The following is a 16,885-nucleotide window of genomic DNA, read 5'->3' on the forward strand; positions in this document are numbered from 1 at the left end:
GGCGCCGGCTGCGCGCAGCAGCCAGGTTTTCATCGTCAGGCCGCTTTCAAGGCGCCGCGTTCGATGGCGCGCTCGTTGATCGGCAGGTTGATCAGTCCAGCCATCACGCTCAGTCCAATCGCGATGCCCCAGACGATGTCGTAGCTGCCCAGCTTTGCGAACAGGTAGCCGGCCAGCCATACGCCGATGAAGCTCCCCACCTGGTGCGAGAAGAACACCACGCCCGCCAGCATCGACATGTGCTTCACACCGAAGATGCCGGCGATGATGCCGTTCGTCAGAGGCACCGTCGACAGCCAGATGAATCCTATCGCAGCCGCGAAGACGTACACCGAGTACGGCGTCAATGGCGCCAGCAGGAACAGGCCGATGACCACCGCCCGCGTGAAGTAGACCGCCGACAGCAGGTAGCGCTTGGGGAAGCGCCCTCCCAGCTTGCCCGCGTAGTAGGAGCCGAAGATGTTGAACAGGCCAATCAACGCCAGCGCCATCACCGCGACGCCAGGACTGGCGATGCCCTTGTCCTTCAGGTACGCCGGCATGTGCACGCCGATGAACACCAGCTGGAAGCCGCACACGAAATAGCCCGCCACCAGGAACAGGAAGGAGCGGTTGCCCACCGCCTCGCGCATCGCTTCGCGCACGCTTTGCTGCGGGCCGGCGCCATGCTCCACCGCCGGTTCGCGCAGATGGAAGGACATCGGCACCATCAGCAGCAGCACCAGGCCGGCAAGCATATAGAAGGCGGTCTGCCATCCCACCGCTGAAATTAACTGCTGCTCCACCGGCATCATCAAGAACTGGCCGAAGGAGCTGGCCGCGCCGGAGATGCCGAACGCCCAGGAGCGCTTCTCCACCGGCGCCACGCGGCCAATGATGCCGCTGACCGCGCCGAACGCGGTACACGCCAGCCCGAGGCCGATGAACACGCCCGAGCCGAGGACGAACAAGGTCGGATCCTTCACCAGCGCCATCCACACCAGCCCCGCCATGTAACTGAAGGCGCCCACCACCACCACGCGCATGGTGCCGTAACGGTCGGCCGCCATGCCGGCGAACGGGCCGAATACGCCCCACAACAGGTTCTGCAGGGCCAGCGCCAGCGAATAGGTTTCCCGCGTCCAGCCATTGGCTTGGGAGATCGGCTGCAGCCAGAAGCCGAAGCCGTGGCGCACGCCCATGGCCAGCGTCAGGACGACGCCACTGGCCAACAGGACGGTTTTAAGCGAAGGAGCACGGGAGGCGACGAACATGATAGGGACCTGATTATGGAAACGACATCTATCGATTTTAACCAGTTCCCGCCGCCCGCGCTTGAAGGCCTTAAATGTCGGCGGGGTACTTCAAGCCGATTTGCGCGCGGATGTCGTCCAGCGTGCCCATGATGGACAGCGTTTCCTCGTGCGGCATCACCGGGCTTTCGATCAAGCCGGCGCGGATGCAGCGCCCCACTTCCTGCGCTTCGTGCGTGTAACCATTGCCGCTGCGCGGAAGGTTGATGGTGCGCTCGCTGCGCGAGGCGCCGTCCACCAGCGTGACGGTGATGGTCTCGGTGTTGTGGAAGCGGTCGTGCAGGCGCACAAAGCCCTTTGTGCCGGAGATCGTCAGCTCGGTCGGCGTGCGCGAACGCAGGCTGCATGCGCACGACGATACGCCGCCGTCCTTGTGCGTGAGCGTGAACGCGGTCTGCATGTCGACGCCGGTGGCGGTCATCTCGGCCTGCGCTTTGGCGCTAGCCACAGGACCGAGGAAGAACGACGCCATCGACAAAGGGTAGATGCCCAGGTCCAGCAGCGCGCCGCCGCCCAGCTCCGGTGCGAACAGGCGATGCTCCGGGCCAGCGTCCGAGGTGAAGCCGAAGTCCGCGCTGACGTTGGCCGGCACGCCGATCTCGCCGCTGTCGACGATGCGCTTGGCCTCCACCACGGCCGGCATGAAGCGCGTCCACATCGCCTCCATCACGAACAGCTTTTTCTCGCGCGCGAGGTTGATGATGTCCTCGGCCTGGCGGCGGTTCATGGTGAACGACTTCTCCACCAGCACGCCCTTGCCGCCGTGTAGGCACATCAGCGCGTTCTCGTGGTGCATGGGGTGCGGCGTGCCGATGTAGATCACATCGACTTCGGGATCGTCCGCCAAGGCCTGGTAGCTGCCGTGGCAGCGCTCCACGCCGTATTCGGCGCCGAAGCTGGTAGCGCTATCTACAGTGCGCGAAGCGACGGCTGCCAGCTTGGCGCCCGGAGTCTCCTGCAAGGCGATGGCGAAAGCCTTGGCGATCTTGCCGGTGCCGAGTATCCCCCAGCGAATTACCTGCGTCATGGCGTGCTCTTTCTGCCGCGTCGGCGGCGAAGTCGGTTAAAAAATCTATTCTACCGCCGGTGGGCGCTTGGGGCGGAACACCGTTGCGTCGTCGTAGAAGGCGTCGTCCTGCTCCGGCCACCAGCCCGGCACGCCCAGCGCCTGCATCGGCGTGAAGTCGGCGGTGCTCAGGCCATGTTCGGCCAGGTCCTGCGCCACCCTGGCGTCGATCCAGTGGCGACGGGCGACGTGGTCCATGGCGAAGAAGTCGTCGCCGGCCACCACCACGCGGGTGTGCGCGGTGATCGCCTTGCGCGGCGCGACCAGCTTTTCCATCAGCGCGTGGCCGAACAGCCAGACTTGCGCGTCCGGCCCGAAGCTGGCGCGCTGCTCGATGAAGGCGGCGCGCCATTGATGGTCGCGCAGCGCGGCCGTCAATGCGTGGCCTGCGGCGCTGTCGCGCACCACCAGCAGGGCGGCGTTTTCGTCGAAGATGGTGGCGCCGTCGCGTGCGGGGCCGCGCGATTTGCCAACGCCGTCGCGCGCGATCTGCGCCGCCTGCAAGGCGTTCAGCTGCACTTTGATGCGCGGGAAGCTAAGCCACACAAGGCCGTTGAAGAAGTCGTGCAGGTTATCGCGCGTGGGCACGCCGCCGGTGGCGCCGATGAATTCCTCGTACGCCGTACCATCCGGCAGCGATTCCTGCGGAACGAAGTGGATCGGCAAGTCCTGGTGATTACGCAGGCCCAGTGCGGCGGCCTGCGCGTTGAACGTGTCCATGAAGGCCACGTCCGCCGAGAGGTGGCCGGCCGCGGTGCGTATCGAGTCGTACCAGGGACGCGGCCAGTCTATCGCTTGCAGCACTGCTTATACCATTTTCCAGTTGATGGTTTCGCCGGCGTTGAGCGGCACCACTTGCTGGTCCGCCAGCGGCAGGGTTTCCGGCAGCGTCCACTGCTCGCGCTTGAGCGTGATGGTGTCGGTGTTGCGCGGCAGGCCGTAGAAGGCCGGGCCGTTGAAGCTGGCGAAGGCTTCCAGCTTGTCCAGCGCGCCGGCGCGTTCGAAGGCTTCGGCGTACAGCTCCATCGCGTGCAGCGCGGTGTAGCAGCCGGCGCAGCCGCAGGCGGCTTCCTTGGCGCCCTGCGCGTGCGGCGCGGAGTCGGTGCCGAGGAAGAAGCGCTCGTCGCCGCTGGTGGCGGCGGTGACCAGCGCCAGGCGGTGTTCTTCGCGCTTGAGCACCGGCAGGCAGTAGTAGTGCGGACGGATGCCGCCCTTGAAGATGTCGTTGCGGTTGTACAGCAGGTGATGCGCGGTAATGGTCGCGGCGATCGGGCCTTCTGCTTCGGCCACGTACTGCGCGGCGTGCTTGGTGGTGATGTGTTCGAAGACGATGTTCAGCGCCGGGAAGTCGCGGCGCAGCGGACGCATCACGCGCTCGATGAAAACGGCTTCGCGGTCGAACAGGTCGATGTCCTGGTCGGTGACTTCGCCGTGGACCAGGAAGGGCATGCCCACTTCCTGCATCATCTCCAGCGTCTTGTAGCAGTTGGACAGGTCGGTCACGCCGGCGTCCGAGTTGGTGGTGGCGCCGGCAGGATACAGCTTGACCGCGTGGACAATGCCGCTTTCCTGCGCGCGCAGGATCTCGTCCGGCGGCGTGTTGTTGGTCAGGTAGAGCGTCATCAGCGGCTCGAATTTCATGCCAGCAGGCAGAGCGGCCATGATGCGGTTGCGATAGGCCTCGGCGGCGGCGGTGGTGGTCACCGGCGGCTTCAGGTTGGGCATCACGATGGCGCGGCCGAACTGGCGGGCGCTATGCGGCAGCACGCTGGCCAGGGTGGCGCCGTCGCGCAGGTGCAAATGCCAGTCGTCGGGACGGGCGATGGTGATGCTGTCTGGGGTGTGTTCGAGGTCGGACATGGCGGCGGGCTTTCAGGCTATCAATGACGAATCCCGTCATTTTACCCTCTCGCGCCGCCATGGTCAGCCACCGTCTCAGAAGCGGATCACCGTCTTCCCTGCGCCGTGGCCGGTTTTGTTGCGCTCGATGGCGGCCGCCGCCTCCCCTGCCGCGACAAGCTCCGACACCACCACGGTCAACTCGCCATTGCCCACCTGCTTCGCGATCCGCGCCAGCAGCTCGCCGTCGGGGTGGTTCGCATGCCAGCTGCCACGGCGGCCGGCCGGCGTGCGCTGGACGATGTCCGGTGCGGCGATGCTGACAATGCGGCCTTGCGGCGACAGCACCTGCCACGAACGGTCCAGCGTTTCGCCGCCCACCAGATCGAACACCAGGTCAACATCCTTCGCCACGTCCTCGAAGCGGGTGGTCTTGTAGTCGATGACTTCATCGGCGCCAAGGCTGCGCAGCAGGTCGGCGTTGCGGCCTTGCGCGGTGGCCAGCACGCGGACGCCGGCCTGTTTGGCAAACTGCACCGCGTAGCTGCCCACGCCACCGGCGGCGCCATGGATCAGCACCGTCTCGCCGCGTTGCAGCTGGCCGGTTTCAAACAACGCCTGCCATGCCGTCATCGAGGCGACTGGAATCGCCGCAGCGGTGGCATCTTCAATGGCGGCGGGTGTCCGTGCCAGCTTCGAGGCCGCAACCGCCACGTGGCTGGCGTAGGCGCCCAGGCCGCCCAACGCGCCAAACACACGGTCGCCTGCCACGAAGCTGTCGACTCCCGCGCCAACCGCGACCACCTCTCCGGCCAATTCCAAACCCAGCGTGGCGGGCAGCGGCAGCTGGAAAATATCCTTGACCAGGCCATCGCGGATTTTCCAATCGAGGCCATTGACGCCGGCGGCGGCAACCCGCACCAGCACTTCGCCCGGACCTGGCTGCGGCATCGGCACCTCATCCCATTGCATCACTTCCACGCCGCCGTAGGCATGGATGCGCAGCGCGCGGTTGCTTGCGGCGTCGTCCAGCGCGGGATAGTCGATATAGCCCTGCGGCCCCGGGGCGTAGAACAACGCCGGATTGGGCGTGTTGAGCGGCGCGTTCAACGCGAAGCGGCGCGGCAGGTCGGGATTGGCGAGGAAGGAACTGCCGTAGGCCACCGCATCAGCCTCGCCGGCCGCGATGCGCTGCTCGCCGGACTCGCGGGTCTGGCCGCCGCCCAGGATGTAGGCGCCGTTGAACAAAGGCCGCAGCGCGCCGTGGTAGTCATATTCAGCCTGGAACTTGGCCACGTGTAGATAGGCCAGGCCCAGCGGAGCGAGCTGGCGCACCAGGTAGGTGTAGGTCTCCACAGGCGTGTCGTCCTTGATGTCGTTGAACCCCATCTCCGGCGAGATCTTGATGCCGACACGGTCGCCTCCCGCTTCCGCGATCATCGCGCCGAGCACCTCCAGGATGAAGCGCGCGCGGTTGGGAATCGAACCGCCATACTGGTCGCTGCGCTGGTTGCTGCCCGACGCCAGGAACTGCTCCGGCAGATAGCCCGACGCCGCATGCAGCTCCACACCATCGAAGCCCGCCTCCAGCGCGCGCCGTGTCGCCAGGCGGTATTCGGCCACCACGTCCGCCACTTCGGAAGTCTCCAGCGCACGCGGCGTGACGAAATCCATCAAGCCGCCGGCGGTAAAGGACTGCCCCGCAGGCTTGATCGCGGAAGGTGCGACCGGCAGCGCGCCGCCGGGCAGCATGCTGGGATGCGAGATGCGGCCGGTGTGCATCAGCTGCATGAAGATGCGGCCACCTTCGGCATGCACCGCCTCCGTCACCTTCTTCCACGCGGCCACCTGTTCGTCGCTGTAGATGCCCGGCGTGCGCACATAGCCCTTGCCCATGGCGCTGGGGAAGACGCCTTCAGTGACGATCAAGCCCGCCGTGGCGCGCTGGCGGTAGTAGGTCACCGCCAGCTCGGACTGCACGCCGTCGGCATCGTTGGCGCGCGAACGGGTCATGGGCGCCATCACCATGCGGTTGCGCAGGGTGTAACGGCCGATTTGCACTGCTGTCGATAAGGTGTTCATTTGGAGCCTCGCTAAGTGAGTGAATGTGCAGCCATCATCCATTGATTCGCCCGTGGGATAAATAGCTTAAAATGAAATCACTGATCCACTGATGGAGCAATCGCAATGTCACTTTTATCGAGCATGGAATTGTTCGTGGCGGTCGCCAACGCCAAAGGGTTCCGGCGCGCCGCCGAGACGCTCGACATGCCCAATTCCACGCTGTCGCGCCGCATCTCGGAGCTGGAAAAGGAAATCGGCGTGCGCCTGTTTCACCGCTCCACCCGCAAGGTCGAGCTGACCGAGGCCGGGCAAGCCTATTTCCGCCGCTGCGAAAGCATCGTGGCCGAGGCGCGCCTCGCGCACGAATCGCTGCAGGAACTGGCGGAGCGGCCCACCGGCACGCTGCGGGTGTCGATGCCGGTGGACTTGGCGATCACCTACCTTGCGCCGTCGCTGAAGGCCTTCAGCGCGCAGTATCCGCAAATCGATTTCGAAATGGACCTGACGTCGCGCCGTGTCGACCTGGTGACCGACGGCTTCGATTGTGCGATCCGCATGGGCAAGCCCCCGCCGACACCGTCGACGTTGATCGCCCGGCAGGTGGGCCTGTTGCCGCGCTACCTGTTTGCGTCGCCGGAATATCTGCGCGGCGCGCCGCCGCTGGAACATCCCGACGACCTGGTCAACCATCAATGCATCATCCCGTTCCCGGTCGGAGGCAAGGCGCAATGGACGCTGTCCTCGCGCAAGAAGACGGTCACCGTCGAGGTCGGCGGGCGCTATGCCACCAACAACGTCGGCATGTGCAGGAAACTGGCCTCGCTGGGCATGGGGGTGGCGATTTCCGCCGGCCCCGAGGCGGCCGGGGCATTGGAGCGGGACCAGTTGCAACGGGTGCTGCCGGAATGGGATTTCGCGCCGGTACCGGTGTACGCGATCATCGAATCGCGCCTGATCCCGTCGCGGGTGCGGCTGTTCATCGATTTCGTGCAGGCCAGCCTGAGGGGATACTCGGCGCCTCTGTAGATAAAATATTAATGAATTATCCGGGCGAGAAAATCGCGCGCCCGTTCCGAGCGGGGCGCGGCGAAGAATTCATCCTTGGCGCTATCCTCCAGGATGCGGCCCTTGTCCATGAACACCACGCGGTTGGCCACCTTGCGGGCGAAGCCCATTTCATGGGTGACCACCATCATGGTCATGCCTTCCTGCGCCAGGCCGACCATCACGTCCAGCACCTCGTTGACCATTTCCGGGTCCAGCGCGGAGGTGGGCTCGTCGAACAGCATGGCGATCGGGTCCATCGACAGCGCCCTGGCGATGGCCACGCGCTGCTGCTGGCCACCCGAGAGCTGGCTGGGGAATTTGTCCTGCTGCGCCAGCAGGCCGACCCGGTCCAGGTAGCGCTGGCCGCGCGCGGTGGCCTCGTCGACGCTGCGGCCCAGCACCTTCACCTGGGCCAGGTTCAGGTTGTCGCGCACCGATAAATGGGGGAACAGCTCGAAATTCTGGAAAACCATGCCGATCCGCGCCCGCAGCGCCGGCAAATCGGTGTTTTTGTCGCCGACCGAGACGCCGTCGACGGTAATCCGGCCCTGCTGGAACGGCTCCAGCCCGTTGACCGTCTTGATCAGCGTGGATTTGCCGGAGCCGGAAGGCCCGCAAATCACCATCACATCGCCCTTCACCACACTGGTGGTGCACTCCGCCAGCACCTGAAACTGGCCATACCACTTACTGACGTTATCGATTTCAATCATATACACGCTGAATAAAAAAGCCTGTCCGCACCCGTGCGGGTACGGCTCTACATGCGCTTGACAGCGCCTCTGCCCACAAGGATACTGCGGAACTTGCCCATAGTTTCATCAGCCGGACCATAAAATACCGGTTGCAGCCAATGCAGAACACGCGCAGCGGCGGACACCCCGCCCTCTGCGCAGGCCCAGAGAGACACTACCACAGGAAGCTCATAACATGCATAAACAAAGCCGATTGACCACCTACATCCTCGTCGGACTGGCGCTGGGTATCTTCGCCGGTTACCTGGCCAACAAGCACTTGGCCACACCGACAGACTTCGCCGACTACATGTCGCTGATCACCACGCTGTTCCTTCGCCTGATCAAGATGATCATCGCGCCGCTGGTGTTCTCGACGCTGGTCTGCGGCATCGCCAAGATGGGCGACGCCTCCGAGGTGGGCCGCATCGGCATCAAGACGCTGGGCTGGTTCTTCATCGCCTCGGTGATGTCGCTGAGCCTGGGCCTGGTACTGGTCAACATGTTCCGCCCCGGCGACGCGCTGCTGGGCCACATGGCCGCCACCACCGCCAAGTCCGACCTGGTCGTGTCCGGCCTGACGCTGAAGGAATTCGTCACCCACCTGGTGCCGGCGTCCATCGTCGAAGGCATGAGCAAGAACGAGATCCTGCAGATCGTGATCTTCTCGCTGTTCTTCGGTTCGGCCGCCGCGGCGGTCGGCGAGAAAGCCAACGTCATGGTCGCCGCGCTGGACGGCGTGGCCCACGTGATGCTCAAGGTCACCGGCTACGTGATGCAGTTCGCGCCGTTCGCGGTGTTCGCGGCGGTGTCGGGCGTGATCGCCAAGAGCGGCCTGGGTGTGCTGTCGACCTACGGCGTGTTCATGGCCGAGTTCTACTTCGGCATCGCGCTGCTGTGGCTGTTGCTGGTCGTGATTGGTTTCGCCTTCCTGAAGACCCGCATCTTCGGCCTGCTCAAGGAACTGCGCAGCCCTGTGCTGCTGGCTTTCTCGACCGCGTCGAGCGAAGCGGCTTATCCTAAAACGCTGGAAGGCCTGGAGCGCTTCGGTGTGCGCAACCGCCTGGCCGCCTTCGTGCTGCCGATCGGCTACTCGTTCAACCTGGACGGCTCGATGATGTACTGCACCTTCGCCACCGTGTTCATCGCGCAGGCTTACGGCATCGAGATGTCGCTGGGCCAGCAGATGTCGATGATGATGGTGCTGATGCTGACCTCCAAGGGCATGGCCGGCGTGCCGCGCGCCTCGCTGGTGGTGATCGCCGCGACGCTGGGCCAGTTCAACATTCCTGAAGCGGGCATGCTGCTGTTGCTGGGCATCGACCACTTCCTCGACATGGCGCGCTCCGCGACCAACGTCATCGGCAACGGCGTGGCCACCGCGGTGGTCGCCAAGTGGGAGGGCGAACTGGCCGCTCCCGGCGAGGTCGAGCTGGTCAAGGCCGCGTAAGCCATACAGACAACTGCAAGAAAGCCACCTCGTTCAGCGAGGTGGCTTTTTTTTCGTCACAGCCAGGTGCGCTTGCCCTCGGGCTTGGCGCCCATCTCGCGCAACCGGCGCCGCAATCGCGCGTTGTCCGCGAGGACGCACACCAGCATCACCAATGTGATGATGCCGAACGCCTCGTTGCCAAAAAATCTGAAGAATAGCGCCGCGCCAGCCGCGCAAACCAGGCCGGCAATCAAGAGCATCAAACCATCTTTCATTGGATTCTCCTCATCTTCGTTTATTCATGATGCGCCTTGTGCGGCTGCACAGCAAGCGGGCGCTGACGTCGTTGCGCGGAATCGTTATCTGGCTTGGTGAGTTTCGTAATTGCATGTCCGCGTCACTCTAGGCACCATGGGCCGCGACAATATCTGCATGCGGAGACATCATGAAATCAACACGGCGCACCGCGCTGAAAACACTGCTGTCGGGCGCCGCGCTGGCGCCGCTGGCGGCCAACGCCAAGCCCACCTGGGGACGCGGCGTCGAAGGCCAGCGCAAGGCCGACCTGGGCAACGGCACCTATCTCAATCCCATCCTGTCCGGCGACCATCCCGATCCCACCATCCTCAAGGACGGCGACGATTACTACATGACGTTTTCGTCCTTCCTGTCCTACCCCGGCGCCGTCATCTGGCATTCGCGCGACCTGGTGAACTGGGAACCCATCGTCGCGGCGCTCACCAAACCTATCGGCAGCGTGTGGGCGATGGACCTCGTCAAGCACAATGGCCGCTACTTCATCTACATCCCCGCCGAAGGCAGCATCTACGTCATCTGGGCCGACAACATCCGTGGGCCGTGGAGCGATCCGGTCGACCTGCACATCGACGCCATCGATCCCGGCCACGCGGTCGGCGAGGACGGCAAGCGCTACCTGTTCGTCAACGGCGTGCGCCGCATCGGCCTGACCGACGACGGCCTGGCCACCGTCGGCACGCTTGAAAAAGTCTACGAACCTTGGCGCTATCCGTCCGACTGGGTGGTGGAGATGTTCGCGCCAGAAGGCCCGAAGCTGTTGCGCCGCAATGGCTGGTACTACCTGGTGCTGGCGGTCGGCGGCACTTCCGGCCCGCCGACCAGCCACATGGTGATCGCCGCCCGTTCGCGCTCCATCCACGGCCCATGGGAAAACTGCCCGCACAATCCGCTGGTGCGCACGCGGAGCGACAGCGAGATGTGGTGGTCGCGCGGCCACGCCACATTGGTCGAAGGCCCGGCAGGCGACTGGTGGATGGTCTACCACGGTTACGAGAACGGCTACCGCACGCTGGGCCGCCAGGCCTTGCTGGAGCCGGTCGAATGGACCAGCGACGGCTGGTTCAAGCCCAAGGGCGGCGACCTGTCGTCACCGCTGCCGATGCCCAAGAAAGGCAGCGCGGTCCCGCACGGCCACGCATGGTCCGACGATTTTACGCAGGACCGCTTCGGCATGCAGTGGAGCTTCTTCAATCCGGGGCCGGACGAAATGCGGCGCGTGCGCCGCGAAGCGGGCAGCATGACCATCGCCGGCAAGGGAACGTCGCCGGCCGACTGCTCACCGCTCACCTGCACGGCCGGCGACCGCAGTTACGAAGCCACCGTCACGCTCGACATCTCAGGCGAGGGCCATGGCGGCCTGCTCTTGCACTACAACGAGCGCATGTTCGTCGGCATCGGCTTCAGCACCACCCACATGCGGACCTATAACTACGGCCAGGAGCAAAGCTGGATGCGCGAGAAGATGGCCGTGTCCACGGTACGCATCCGCGTGCGCAACGACCGCAACATCGTCACCTTCTGGTACGCGCTCGGCGCCGGCGAATGGATCCAGCATCCGTGGCAGATGGAGGTATCGGGCATGCACCACAACGTGTTCGGCGGCTTCCTCAGCCTCAAGCCGGGCGTCTACAGCGCCGGCGAGGGCGCTGTGCGCATGCGCGATTTCCGCTACCGCGCGCTGGCCTAGTTCTGGGAGGCGTAGACCTTCACCAGGTCATACAGGAAGCTGCGGCCTTCCATCAGCGACTGCACGCCGATGTATTCGTTCAGGCCGTGGATGTTGCCCAGGTCCGGCGTTAGGAAGATGCCGCTGATGCCGTAGGTCGGAATGCCGGCCGCGTTGAGGAACTGGCCGTCGGTGGCGCCCGATTGCAAGATGGGCAGCACCGGCACGCCGGGCCACATCTTCGCGGTCAGCTTCTCGACCGGCTCCATGATGGCGTGCGTCAGTTCAGGCGGCGCTGAATTCTCGCCACGGATTTCCAGCGTCTCCACCTTCACCGCCGGATCGTTGATGGCCTTGACCAGCGCCTCGCGCACCGTCTCCTGCGTCACGCCGGGGAAGATGCGGCAGTTGATGTTGGCGCGTGCGCGCTGCGGTAGCGCGTTGGTGGCATGGCCCGCGTCCAGCATGGTCGCCACGCAGGTGGTGTGCAGCATCGCGCCCCAGCTGCTGTTGCGGTCCGAGATCAACGCCACCGCCTTGGCGTCATTGGGATTCTTTACCACGGCCAGCATCGCCGCCGCGACGTCCTTGTGGCCCTCGTCCGACTGGATCTTCGACATGCCCTTCAGGTAGCCACGGCTGCCGTCGGCCAGCTGAATCGGGAAGGTGTAGCCTTCGATTTTCTTCAGCGCGCCGGCCAGGTGGTAGATCGCATTGTCCTTCTGCGGACGCGAACTGTGGCCGCCGCGATTGGTCACTTCCAGCCGGTAGTTCTGCGACACCTTCTCGCCCGCCTGCACCGTCATCGACACGCGCTTGCCCGCCGCATCGAGCTCGCCGCCCGCGCCTTCGTTGATGGCAAAGCCGGCGTCGATCAGCTCACGGCGGTTCTTGGTCAGCCACTCGGCGCCGTTGAAGGCGCCTCCAGTCTCCTCGCCGCAGGTCAGCGCCATCTTCAGCGTGTGGCGCGGCACGTAGCCTTCGGTCTTGAAGCGCACCAGCGTGTCGGCCCAGATGGCCGCCTGCGCCTTGTCGTCCAGCGCGCCGCGCGCGTAGAACTTGCCGTCTTCCTCGATCAGCGTGAACGGATCGCGCACCCAGTCCTCGCGCTTGGCCTCGACCACGTCGATGTGCGCCAGCAGCAGGATGGCTTTCGCCTTCGGATCGCTGCCCGGCATGACGGCCACCAGACCGCCCTCCTTCGGATGCGCCGGATCGGCGTACAAGTGCAATTGCGAATCGGTGAAGCCAGCCGTCTTCAATCGCGCGGCGACACGTTCGGCGGCCAGCGTGCAGCTGCCCGACGACAGCGTGGTGTTGGTTTCGACCAGCTCCTTGTAGAGCGCGCGGAACTTCTGCTCCGTGGGATCGGCGTGCGCGCTCTGCACGCAAGCCATCATGACAGACACCGCACCCAGCACAAAACGAGACTTCATCGTCGATTCCTTAGTTAGAGACTGCGTCCACGGCGTCGTCGGGCGACGACACCAATTCTTCATCGGCCTTGGCCTGCTGCCGTTGCCACATCTGCGCGTACAAACCATCCGCCGCCAGCAGCGACTGGTGCGTGCCGCGTTCGACGATGCGGCCGTGGTCCAGCACCAGGATCTGCTGCGCGTCCGCCACCGTTGACAGGCGGTGTGCGATCACCATCGTCGTGCGGCTCTTGGCGATTTCCTTCAACTGCGCCTGGATCGCCTGCTCGGCCTTGGAGTCCAGCGCGGACGTGGCCTCGTCGAAGATCAGGATGGCGGGATTCTTCAGCAGCGTGCGGGCGATGGCCACGCGCTGCTTCTCGCCGCCGGAGAGTTTCAGGCCACGCTCGCCGACCATGGTCGCGTAGCCGTCCGGCAGGCTGTCGATGAAGTCGTGGATGGACGCGGCGCGCGCCGCCGCCACGATCTGCTCTTTCGTCGCGCCGGGCTGGCCGTAGGCGATGTTGTATTCGATGGTGTCGTTGAACAGCACCGTATCCTGCGGCACGATGCCGATCGCGTGGCGCAGCGTGTCCTGCGTGACCGAGCGCAGGTCCTGGCCGTCGATGGTGATGCCGCCGGCGTTGACCTCGTAGAAGCGGAACAGCAATCGCGACAAGGTCGACTTGCCCGAACCGCTGTGGCCCACCACCGCCGTCGTGGTGCCGGGCGCGATCGTGAAGTCCACGTCGAACAGGATCTGGCGCTTGGATTCGTAGCTGAAGTCCACGTGGTTGAAGCGCACCTGCGCGCCGTGCGTGAGCAGCGGCTGCGCGTCCGGCGCGTCGGCCACTTCGCGGTTCTGGTCCAGCAGCGCGAACAGCTTCTCCATGTCGGCCAGGCTTTGCTTGATCTCGCGGTAGATCACGCCGAGGAAGTTGAGCGGTATGTACAGCTGGATCATGAAGGCGTTCACCAGCACCAGGTCGCCCAGCGTCATCTTGCCGTCGATGACGCCCTGCGTGGCGCGCCACAGGATCAGCGTGACGGCGGTGGCGATGATCAGCGATTGGCCGGTGTTCAGCAACGACAAGGACGTCTGCGATTTGACGGCGGCCGATTCGTAGCGCTGCAAGCCTTCGTCGTAGCGCTTCGCCTCGTAGTCCTCGTTGCCGAAGTATTTGACGGTCTCGTAGTTGATCAGCGAGTCGATGGCCTTGGTGTTGGCCTTCGAATCCAGCTCGTTCATGGTGCGGCGGAAGTGCGTGCGCCAGTCGGTGATGAAGATGGTGAACGAGATGTAGGTCACCAGCGCGACGAAGGTGATCACCGAGAACCAGATGTCGTAGTGCGTGACGAGGTAGCCCAGCACCAGCGTGATCTCCACCAGCGTAGGCAGGATGTTGAACAGCGTGTAGCTGATCAGCGAACCGACGGCGCGCGTGCCGCGCTCGATATCGCGCGTCATGCCGCCGGTCTGGCGGTTCAGGTGGAAGCGCAGCGACAGCGAGTGCAGATGGCGGAACACCTGCAGCGCGATGGTCCGCACCGCGCGCTGCGTGACGCGCGCGAACAGGAACTCGCGCAACTCGGTGAAGAAGGTGGTGGACACGCGCAGCACGCCGTACGCCACCAGCGCGCCGAGCGGCAGCACCAGCAGCGCCTGCGGGTGCGTTGGCGAAATGGTCAGGCTGTCGATCAGGCGCTTCATCACCACCGGCACGCCGACGTTGGCCAGCTTGGCGCCGACCAGGCAGCCCAGCGCCAGCAACACGCGCCATTTGTAGACCCACAGGTAAGGGAAGAGTGTCTTCAGCGTCGCCGTGTCGCTGCGCGGGGTGGCGCTGCTGGCGTTATTGACGGGTTCGGGCGGGGAGTTCGGGTAACGGCGCATGGCGGATGTCGGCTTTTTATGGTTCAATCCCGGTAATTGTAGCCCTTCAAGAGAATTCACGATGACCTCCCCCGAAAATCCCACCACCATCAAAGTCGAAACCGTCAACCGCGGCCTGCCAGCGGGGAAAATGCCGGAATTGCGCATGATGCCGGCGCCGTCGGATGCCAACGTCTACGGCGACGTGTTCGGCGGCTGGATCATGGCGCAGGTCGACATCGCCGGCTCGCTGCCGGCCACCCGCCGCGCCAACGGCCGCGTCGCGACCATCTCGGTGAACTCCTTTGTGTTCAAGAACCCGGTGTTCGTGGGCGACCTGCTGTCGTTTTATGCTGATATTGTCAAGGTTGGCAATACGTCCATTACCGTCAACGTCGAAGTGTATGCGGAACGTAATCGCCTGCAGGCGTGCACCGTCAAGGTGACCGAAGCCACGCTGACCTACGTCGCCACCGACTCCGACCGCAAGCCGCGCAAGGTGCCGCCGATCGAAACGCTGATCCGCTCCTGATCCGGCGCGGCATGCAGCAGCCTCGCCGCGCATTCCTGCTCACCGCCAGCCGCTTGGCCGCGCTGGCCGCCGGCTGCGGTGCGGGTGCCGGTGCCGCCCAAGCCGCGCCACCCAGCGCCAGCAAGTCATATCCGTTCAGCCTGGGCGTGGCCTCCGGCTCGCCGTTGCCGGACGCCGTCATCATCTGGACCCGCATCCTGCACGATCCGCTCAACGCGGCGGCCACGCCGCAGCTGGCCTTCAGCGTGCGCTGGGAGATGGCCGAGGACGAGCGCTTCAGCCGCATCGTCGCCAAGGGCACGGCCATCGCCACGCCGGAACTGGCGCACAGCCTGCACGTCGACGTCACCGGCCTGGCGCCCGCGCACTGGTACTGGTACCGCTTCATGCTGGGCGAGGCCGTCAGTCCGATTGGCCGCACCCGCACCGCGCCCGCCGCCAACGCCATGCCGGACCAGCTGAAACTGGCGGTGGCCTCGTGCCAGCACTGGGAGTTCGGCAGCTACGCCGCGCACCGCCACATCGCGGCCGCCGCGCCCGACCTGGTGGCCTTCCTGGGCGATTACATCTACGAATGGGGCCCGTACCAGCTGGCGCATCCGCAAACGGCGCTACGGACCGCTGAGAGCTTCTCGCTGGCCGAGTACCGCGCCCGCTACGCCCAGTACAAGACCGACCGCGACCTGCAAGCCGCGCATCTCGCCGCGCCGTGGATCGTGACCTGGGACGACCACGAAGTCGCCAACGACTACGGCAGCGACCGCGACGAGCGGCTGGACCCGCGCTTCCCCGAGCGCCGGGCCGCCGCCTACCAGGCCTTCTACGAGCACATCCCGCTGCGCGTGCCGCCGGCCGACTTCGCGCACCTGCGCATGTACCAGCGCTACGACTGGGGCCGTCTGGCGCGCTTCCACGTGCTGGACGACCGCCAGTACCGTTCGCATCACGCCTGCCCGCCTGCCGGCCGCGGCGGCTCCAGCTCCGTGCTCAAGCGCGAGTGCGCCGAACTGGGCGATCCGAACCGCACCATGCTGGGCGCCGAGCAGCAGCGTTGGCTGGAGCAAGGGCTGGCGTCGTCGCCGGCGCGCTGGAACATCCTGGCGCAGCAAACGCTGATGGCACAGAACAGCCAGGTGCCGGTGATCAAGGAGTCCGACGGCCGCGTCTGGACCGACGGTTGGGACGGCTACCCGGCCGCGCGCCAGCGCCTGTTCGACGCGCTGCACGCCAGCAAGGCCAGCAACCCGCTGATCCTGGGCGGCGACGTCCACAGCTTCTTCGCCGCCGAGCTCAACCGCATCCCCACGCGTCCGCGATCGGCGGGCAATCCCGTCATCGCCACCGAGTTCGTCGGCACCTCGGTCACCTCGCCGTCGCGCCCACAGGCGCGCACCGAGCAATATGTCGCCATGAACCACAGCCTCAAGTACGGACGCAGCGACAAGCGCGGCTTCATGCTGCTCAACATCACGCCGTCCGACACCACCACCTTGTTCCTGGCGCTGGACGACGTCCACAACGCAGCCAGCCCCATTAAGACCATCGCCAGCTTTCTGGTGCGCGACGGCCGGCCAGGACTGGTTAGCGCTTGATTCGGGCCCGGCACG

The 16,885-nt window shown here is 65.2% G+C and carries 14 protein-coding genes; 5 read left to right on the forward strand and 9 right to left on the reverse strand.

Annotated features, from left to right (window positions below; all coding sequences use genetic code 11):
- Window positions 1–35: 35 nt before the first annotated feature.
- From ACUJB0_RS24030 to ACUJB0_RS24050, 5 genes are all read right to left on the reverse strand, one after another.
- Window positions 36–1,253 carry an MFS transporter gene (locus ACUJB0_RS24030; protein WP_444847424.1) on the reverse strand — a complete coding sequence of 406 codons (1,218 nt, stop codon included), beginning with the start codon at window positions 1,251–1,253 and terminating at the stop codon, window positions 36–38.
- Between the two features lie 70 nt (window positions 1,254–1,323).
- Complete coding sequence (locus ACUJB0_RS24035; protein WP_444847425.1) at window positions 1,324–2,319, reverse strand: Gfo/Idh/MocA family protein; 996 nt, start codon at window positions 2,317–2,319, stop codon at window positions 1,324–1,326.
- 45 nt (window positions 2,320–2,364) lie between these two features.
- The gene (locus tag ACUJB0_RS24040) at window positions 2,365–3,162 is read right to left on the reverse strand and encodes a DUF3025 domain-containing protein (RefSeq protein WP_444847426.1); all 798 of its coding nucleotides are present in this window, start codon (window positions 3,160–3,162) and stop codon (window positions 2,365–2,367) included.
- 3 nt (window positions 3,163–3,165) lie between these two features.
- Window positions 3,166–4,218 carry a dihydroorotase gene (pyrC, locus tag ACUJB0_RS24045; protein ID WP_161083517.1) on the reverse strand — a complete coding sequence of 351 codons (1,053 nt, stop codon included), beginning with the start codon at window positions 4,216–4,218 and terminating at the stop codon, window positions 3,166–3,168.
- A gap of 75 nt (window positions 4,219–4,293) precedes the next feature.
- Entirely contained in the window at window positions 4,294–6,279 is a 1,986-nt protein-coding gene (locus ACUJB0_RS24050) for an oxidoreductase (protein ID WP_444847427.1), read from the reverse strand.
- A 105-nt stretch (window positions 6,280–6,384) separates the two neighbouring features.
- Between ACUJB0_RS24050 and ACUJB0_RS24055 the strand changes: the two genes are divergently transcribed.
- Window positions 6,385–7,287, forward strand: a complete 903-nt coding sequence (locus tag ACUJB0_RS24055) for a LysR family transcriptional regulator (protein ID WP_444847428.1) — start codon at window positions 6,385–6,387, stop codon at window positions 7,285–7,287.
- 8 nt (window positions 7,288–7,295) lie between these two features.
- Here ACUJB0_RS24055 and ACUJB0_RS24060 read toward each other — a convergent pair whose 3' ends face one another.
- Entirely contained in the window at window positions 7,296–8,021 is a 726-nt protein-coding gene (locus tag ACUJB0_RS24060) for an amino acid ABC transporter ATP-binding protein (protein ID WP_444847429.1), read from the reverse strand.
- Window positions 8,022–8,238: 217 nt separating this feature from the next.
- On the opposite strand from ACUJB0_RS24060, the gene ACUJB0_RS24065 reads away from it, so the two are divergent.
- Window positions 8,239–9,492 (forward strand): dicarboxylate/amino acid:cation symporter, encoded by a 1,254-nt coding sequence (locus tag ACUJB0_RS24065; protein ID WP_444847430.1) that lies wholly within the window; start codon window positions 8,239–8,241, stop codon window positions 9,490–9,492.
- A gap of 56 nt (window positions 9,493–9,548) precedes the next feature.
- Here the strand turns inward: ACUJB0_RS24065 and ACUJB0_RS24070 are convergent, their stop codons facing one another.
- Window positions 9,549–9,749 (reverse strand): hypothetical protein, encoded by a 201-nt coding sequence (locus ACUJB0_RS24070; protein ID WP_444847431.1) that lies wholly within the window; start codon window positions 9,747–9,749, stop codon window positions 9,549–9,551.
- 170 nt (window positions 9,750–9,919) lie between these two features.
- Between ACUJB0_RS24070 and ACUJB0_RS24075 the strand changes: the two genes are divergently transcribed.
- On the forward strand, window positions 9,920–11,479 hold the full coding sequence (locus ACUJB0_RS24075) for a family 43 glycosylhydrolase (RefSeq protein ID WP_444847432.1): 1,560 nt from the start codon (window positions 9,920–9,922) through the stop codon (window positions 11,477–11,479).
- Here the strand turns inward: ACUJB0_RS24075 and ACUJB0_RS24080 are convergent.
- Together ACUJB0_RS24080 and ACUJB0_RS24085 are read right to left on the reverse strand one after the other, a co-directional pair.
- Window positions 11,476–12,894 (reverse strand): M20/M25/M40 family metallo-hydrolase, encoded by a 1,419-nt coding sequence (locus ACUJB0_RS24080; RefSeq protein ID WP_444847433.1) that lies wholly within the window; start codon window positions 12,892–12,894, stop codon window positions 11,476–11,478. The genes ACUJB0_RS24075 and ACUJB0_RS24080 overlap by 4 nt on opposite strands.
- Window positions 12,895–12,904: 10 nt before the next feature.
- On the reverse strand, window positions 12,905–14,767 hold the full coding sequence (locus ACUJB0_RS24085) for an ABCB family ABC transporter ATP-binding protein/permease (protein WP_444847434.1): 1,863 nt from the start codon (window positions 14,765–14,767) through the stop codon (window positions 12,905–12,907).
- 61 nt (window positions 14,768–14,828) lie between these two features.
- Between ACUJB0_RS24085 and ACUJB0_RS24090 the strand changes: the two genes are divergently transcribed.
- Both ACUJB0_RS24090 and ACUJB0_RS24095 read left to right on the forward strand, forming a co-directional pair.
- On the forward strand, window positions 14,829–15,278 hold the full coding sequence (locus ACUJB0_RS24090) for an acyl-CoA thioesterase (RefSeq protein ID WP_117014211.1): 450 nt from the start codon (window positions 14,829–14,831) through the stop codon (window positions 15,276–15,278).
- An 11-nt stretch (window positions 15,279–15,289) separates the two neighbouring features.
- On the forward strand, window positions 15,290–16,870 hold the full coding sequence (locus tag ACUJB0_RS24095) for an alkaline phosphatase D family protein (protein WP_444847435.1): 1,581 nt from the start codon (window positions 15,290–15,292) through the stop codon (window positions 16,868–16,870).
- Window positions 16,871–16,885: the final 15 nt, after the last annotated feature.

The organism is Duganella caerulea, assembly GCF_040362985.1.
Taxonomy (GTDB): Bacteria; Pseudomonadota; Gammaproteobacteria; order Burkholderiales; family Burkholderiaceae_D; genus Rugamonas; species Rugamonas vulcania.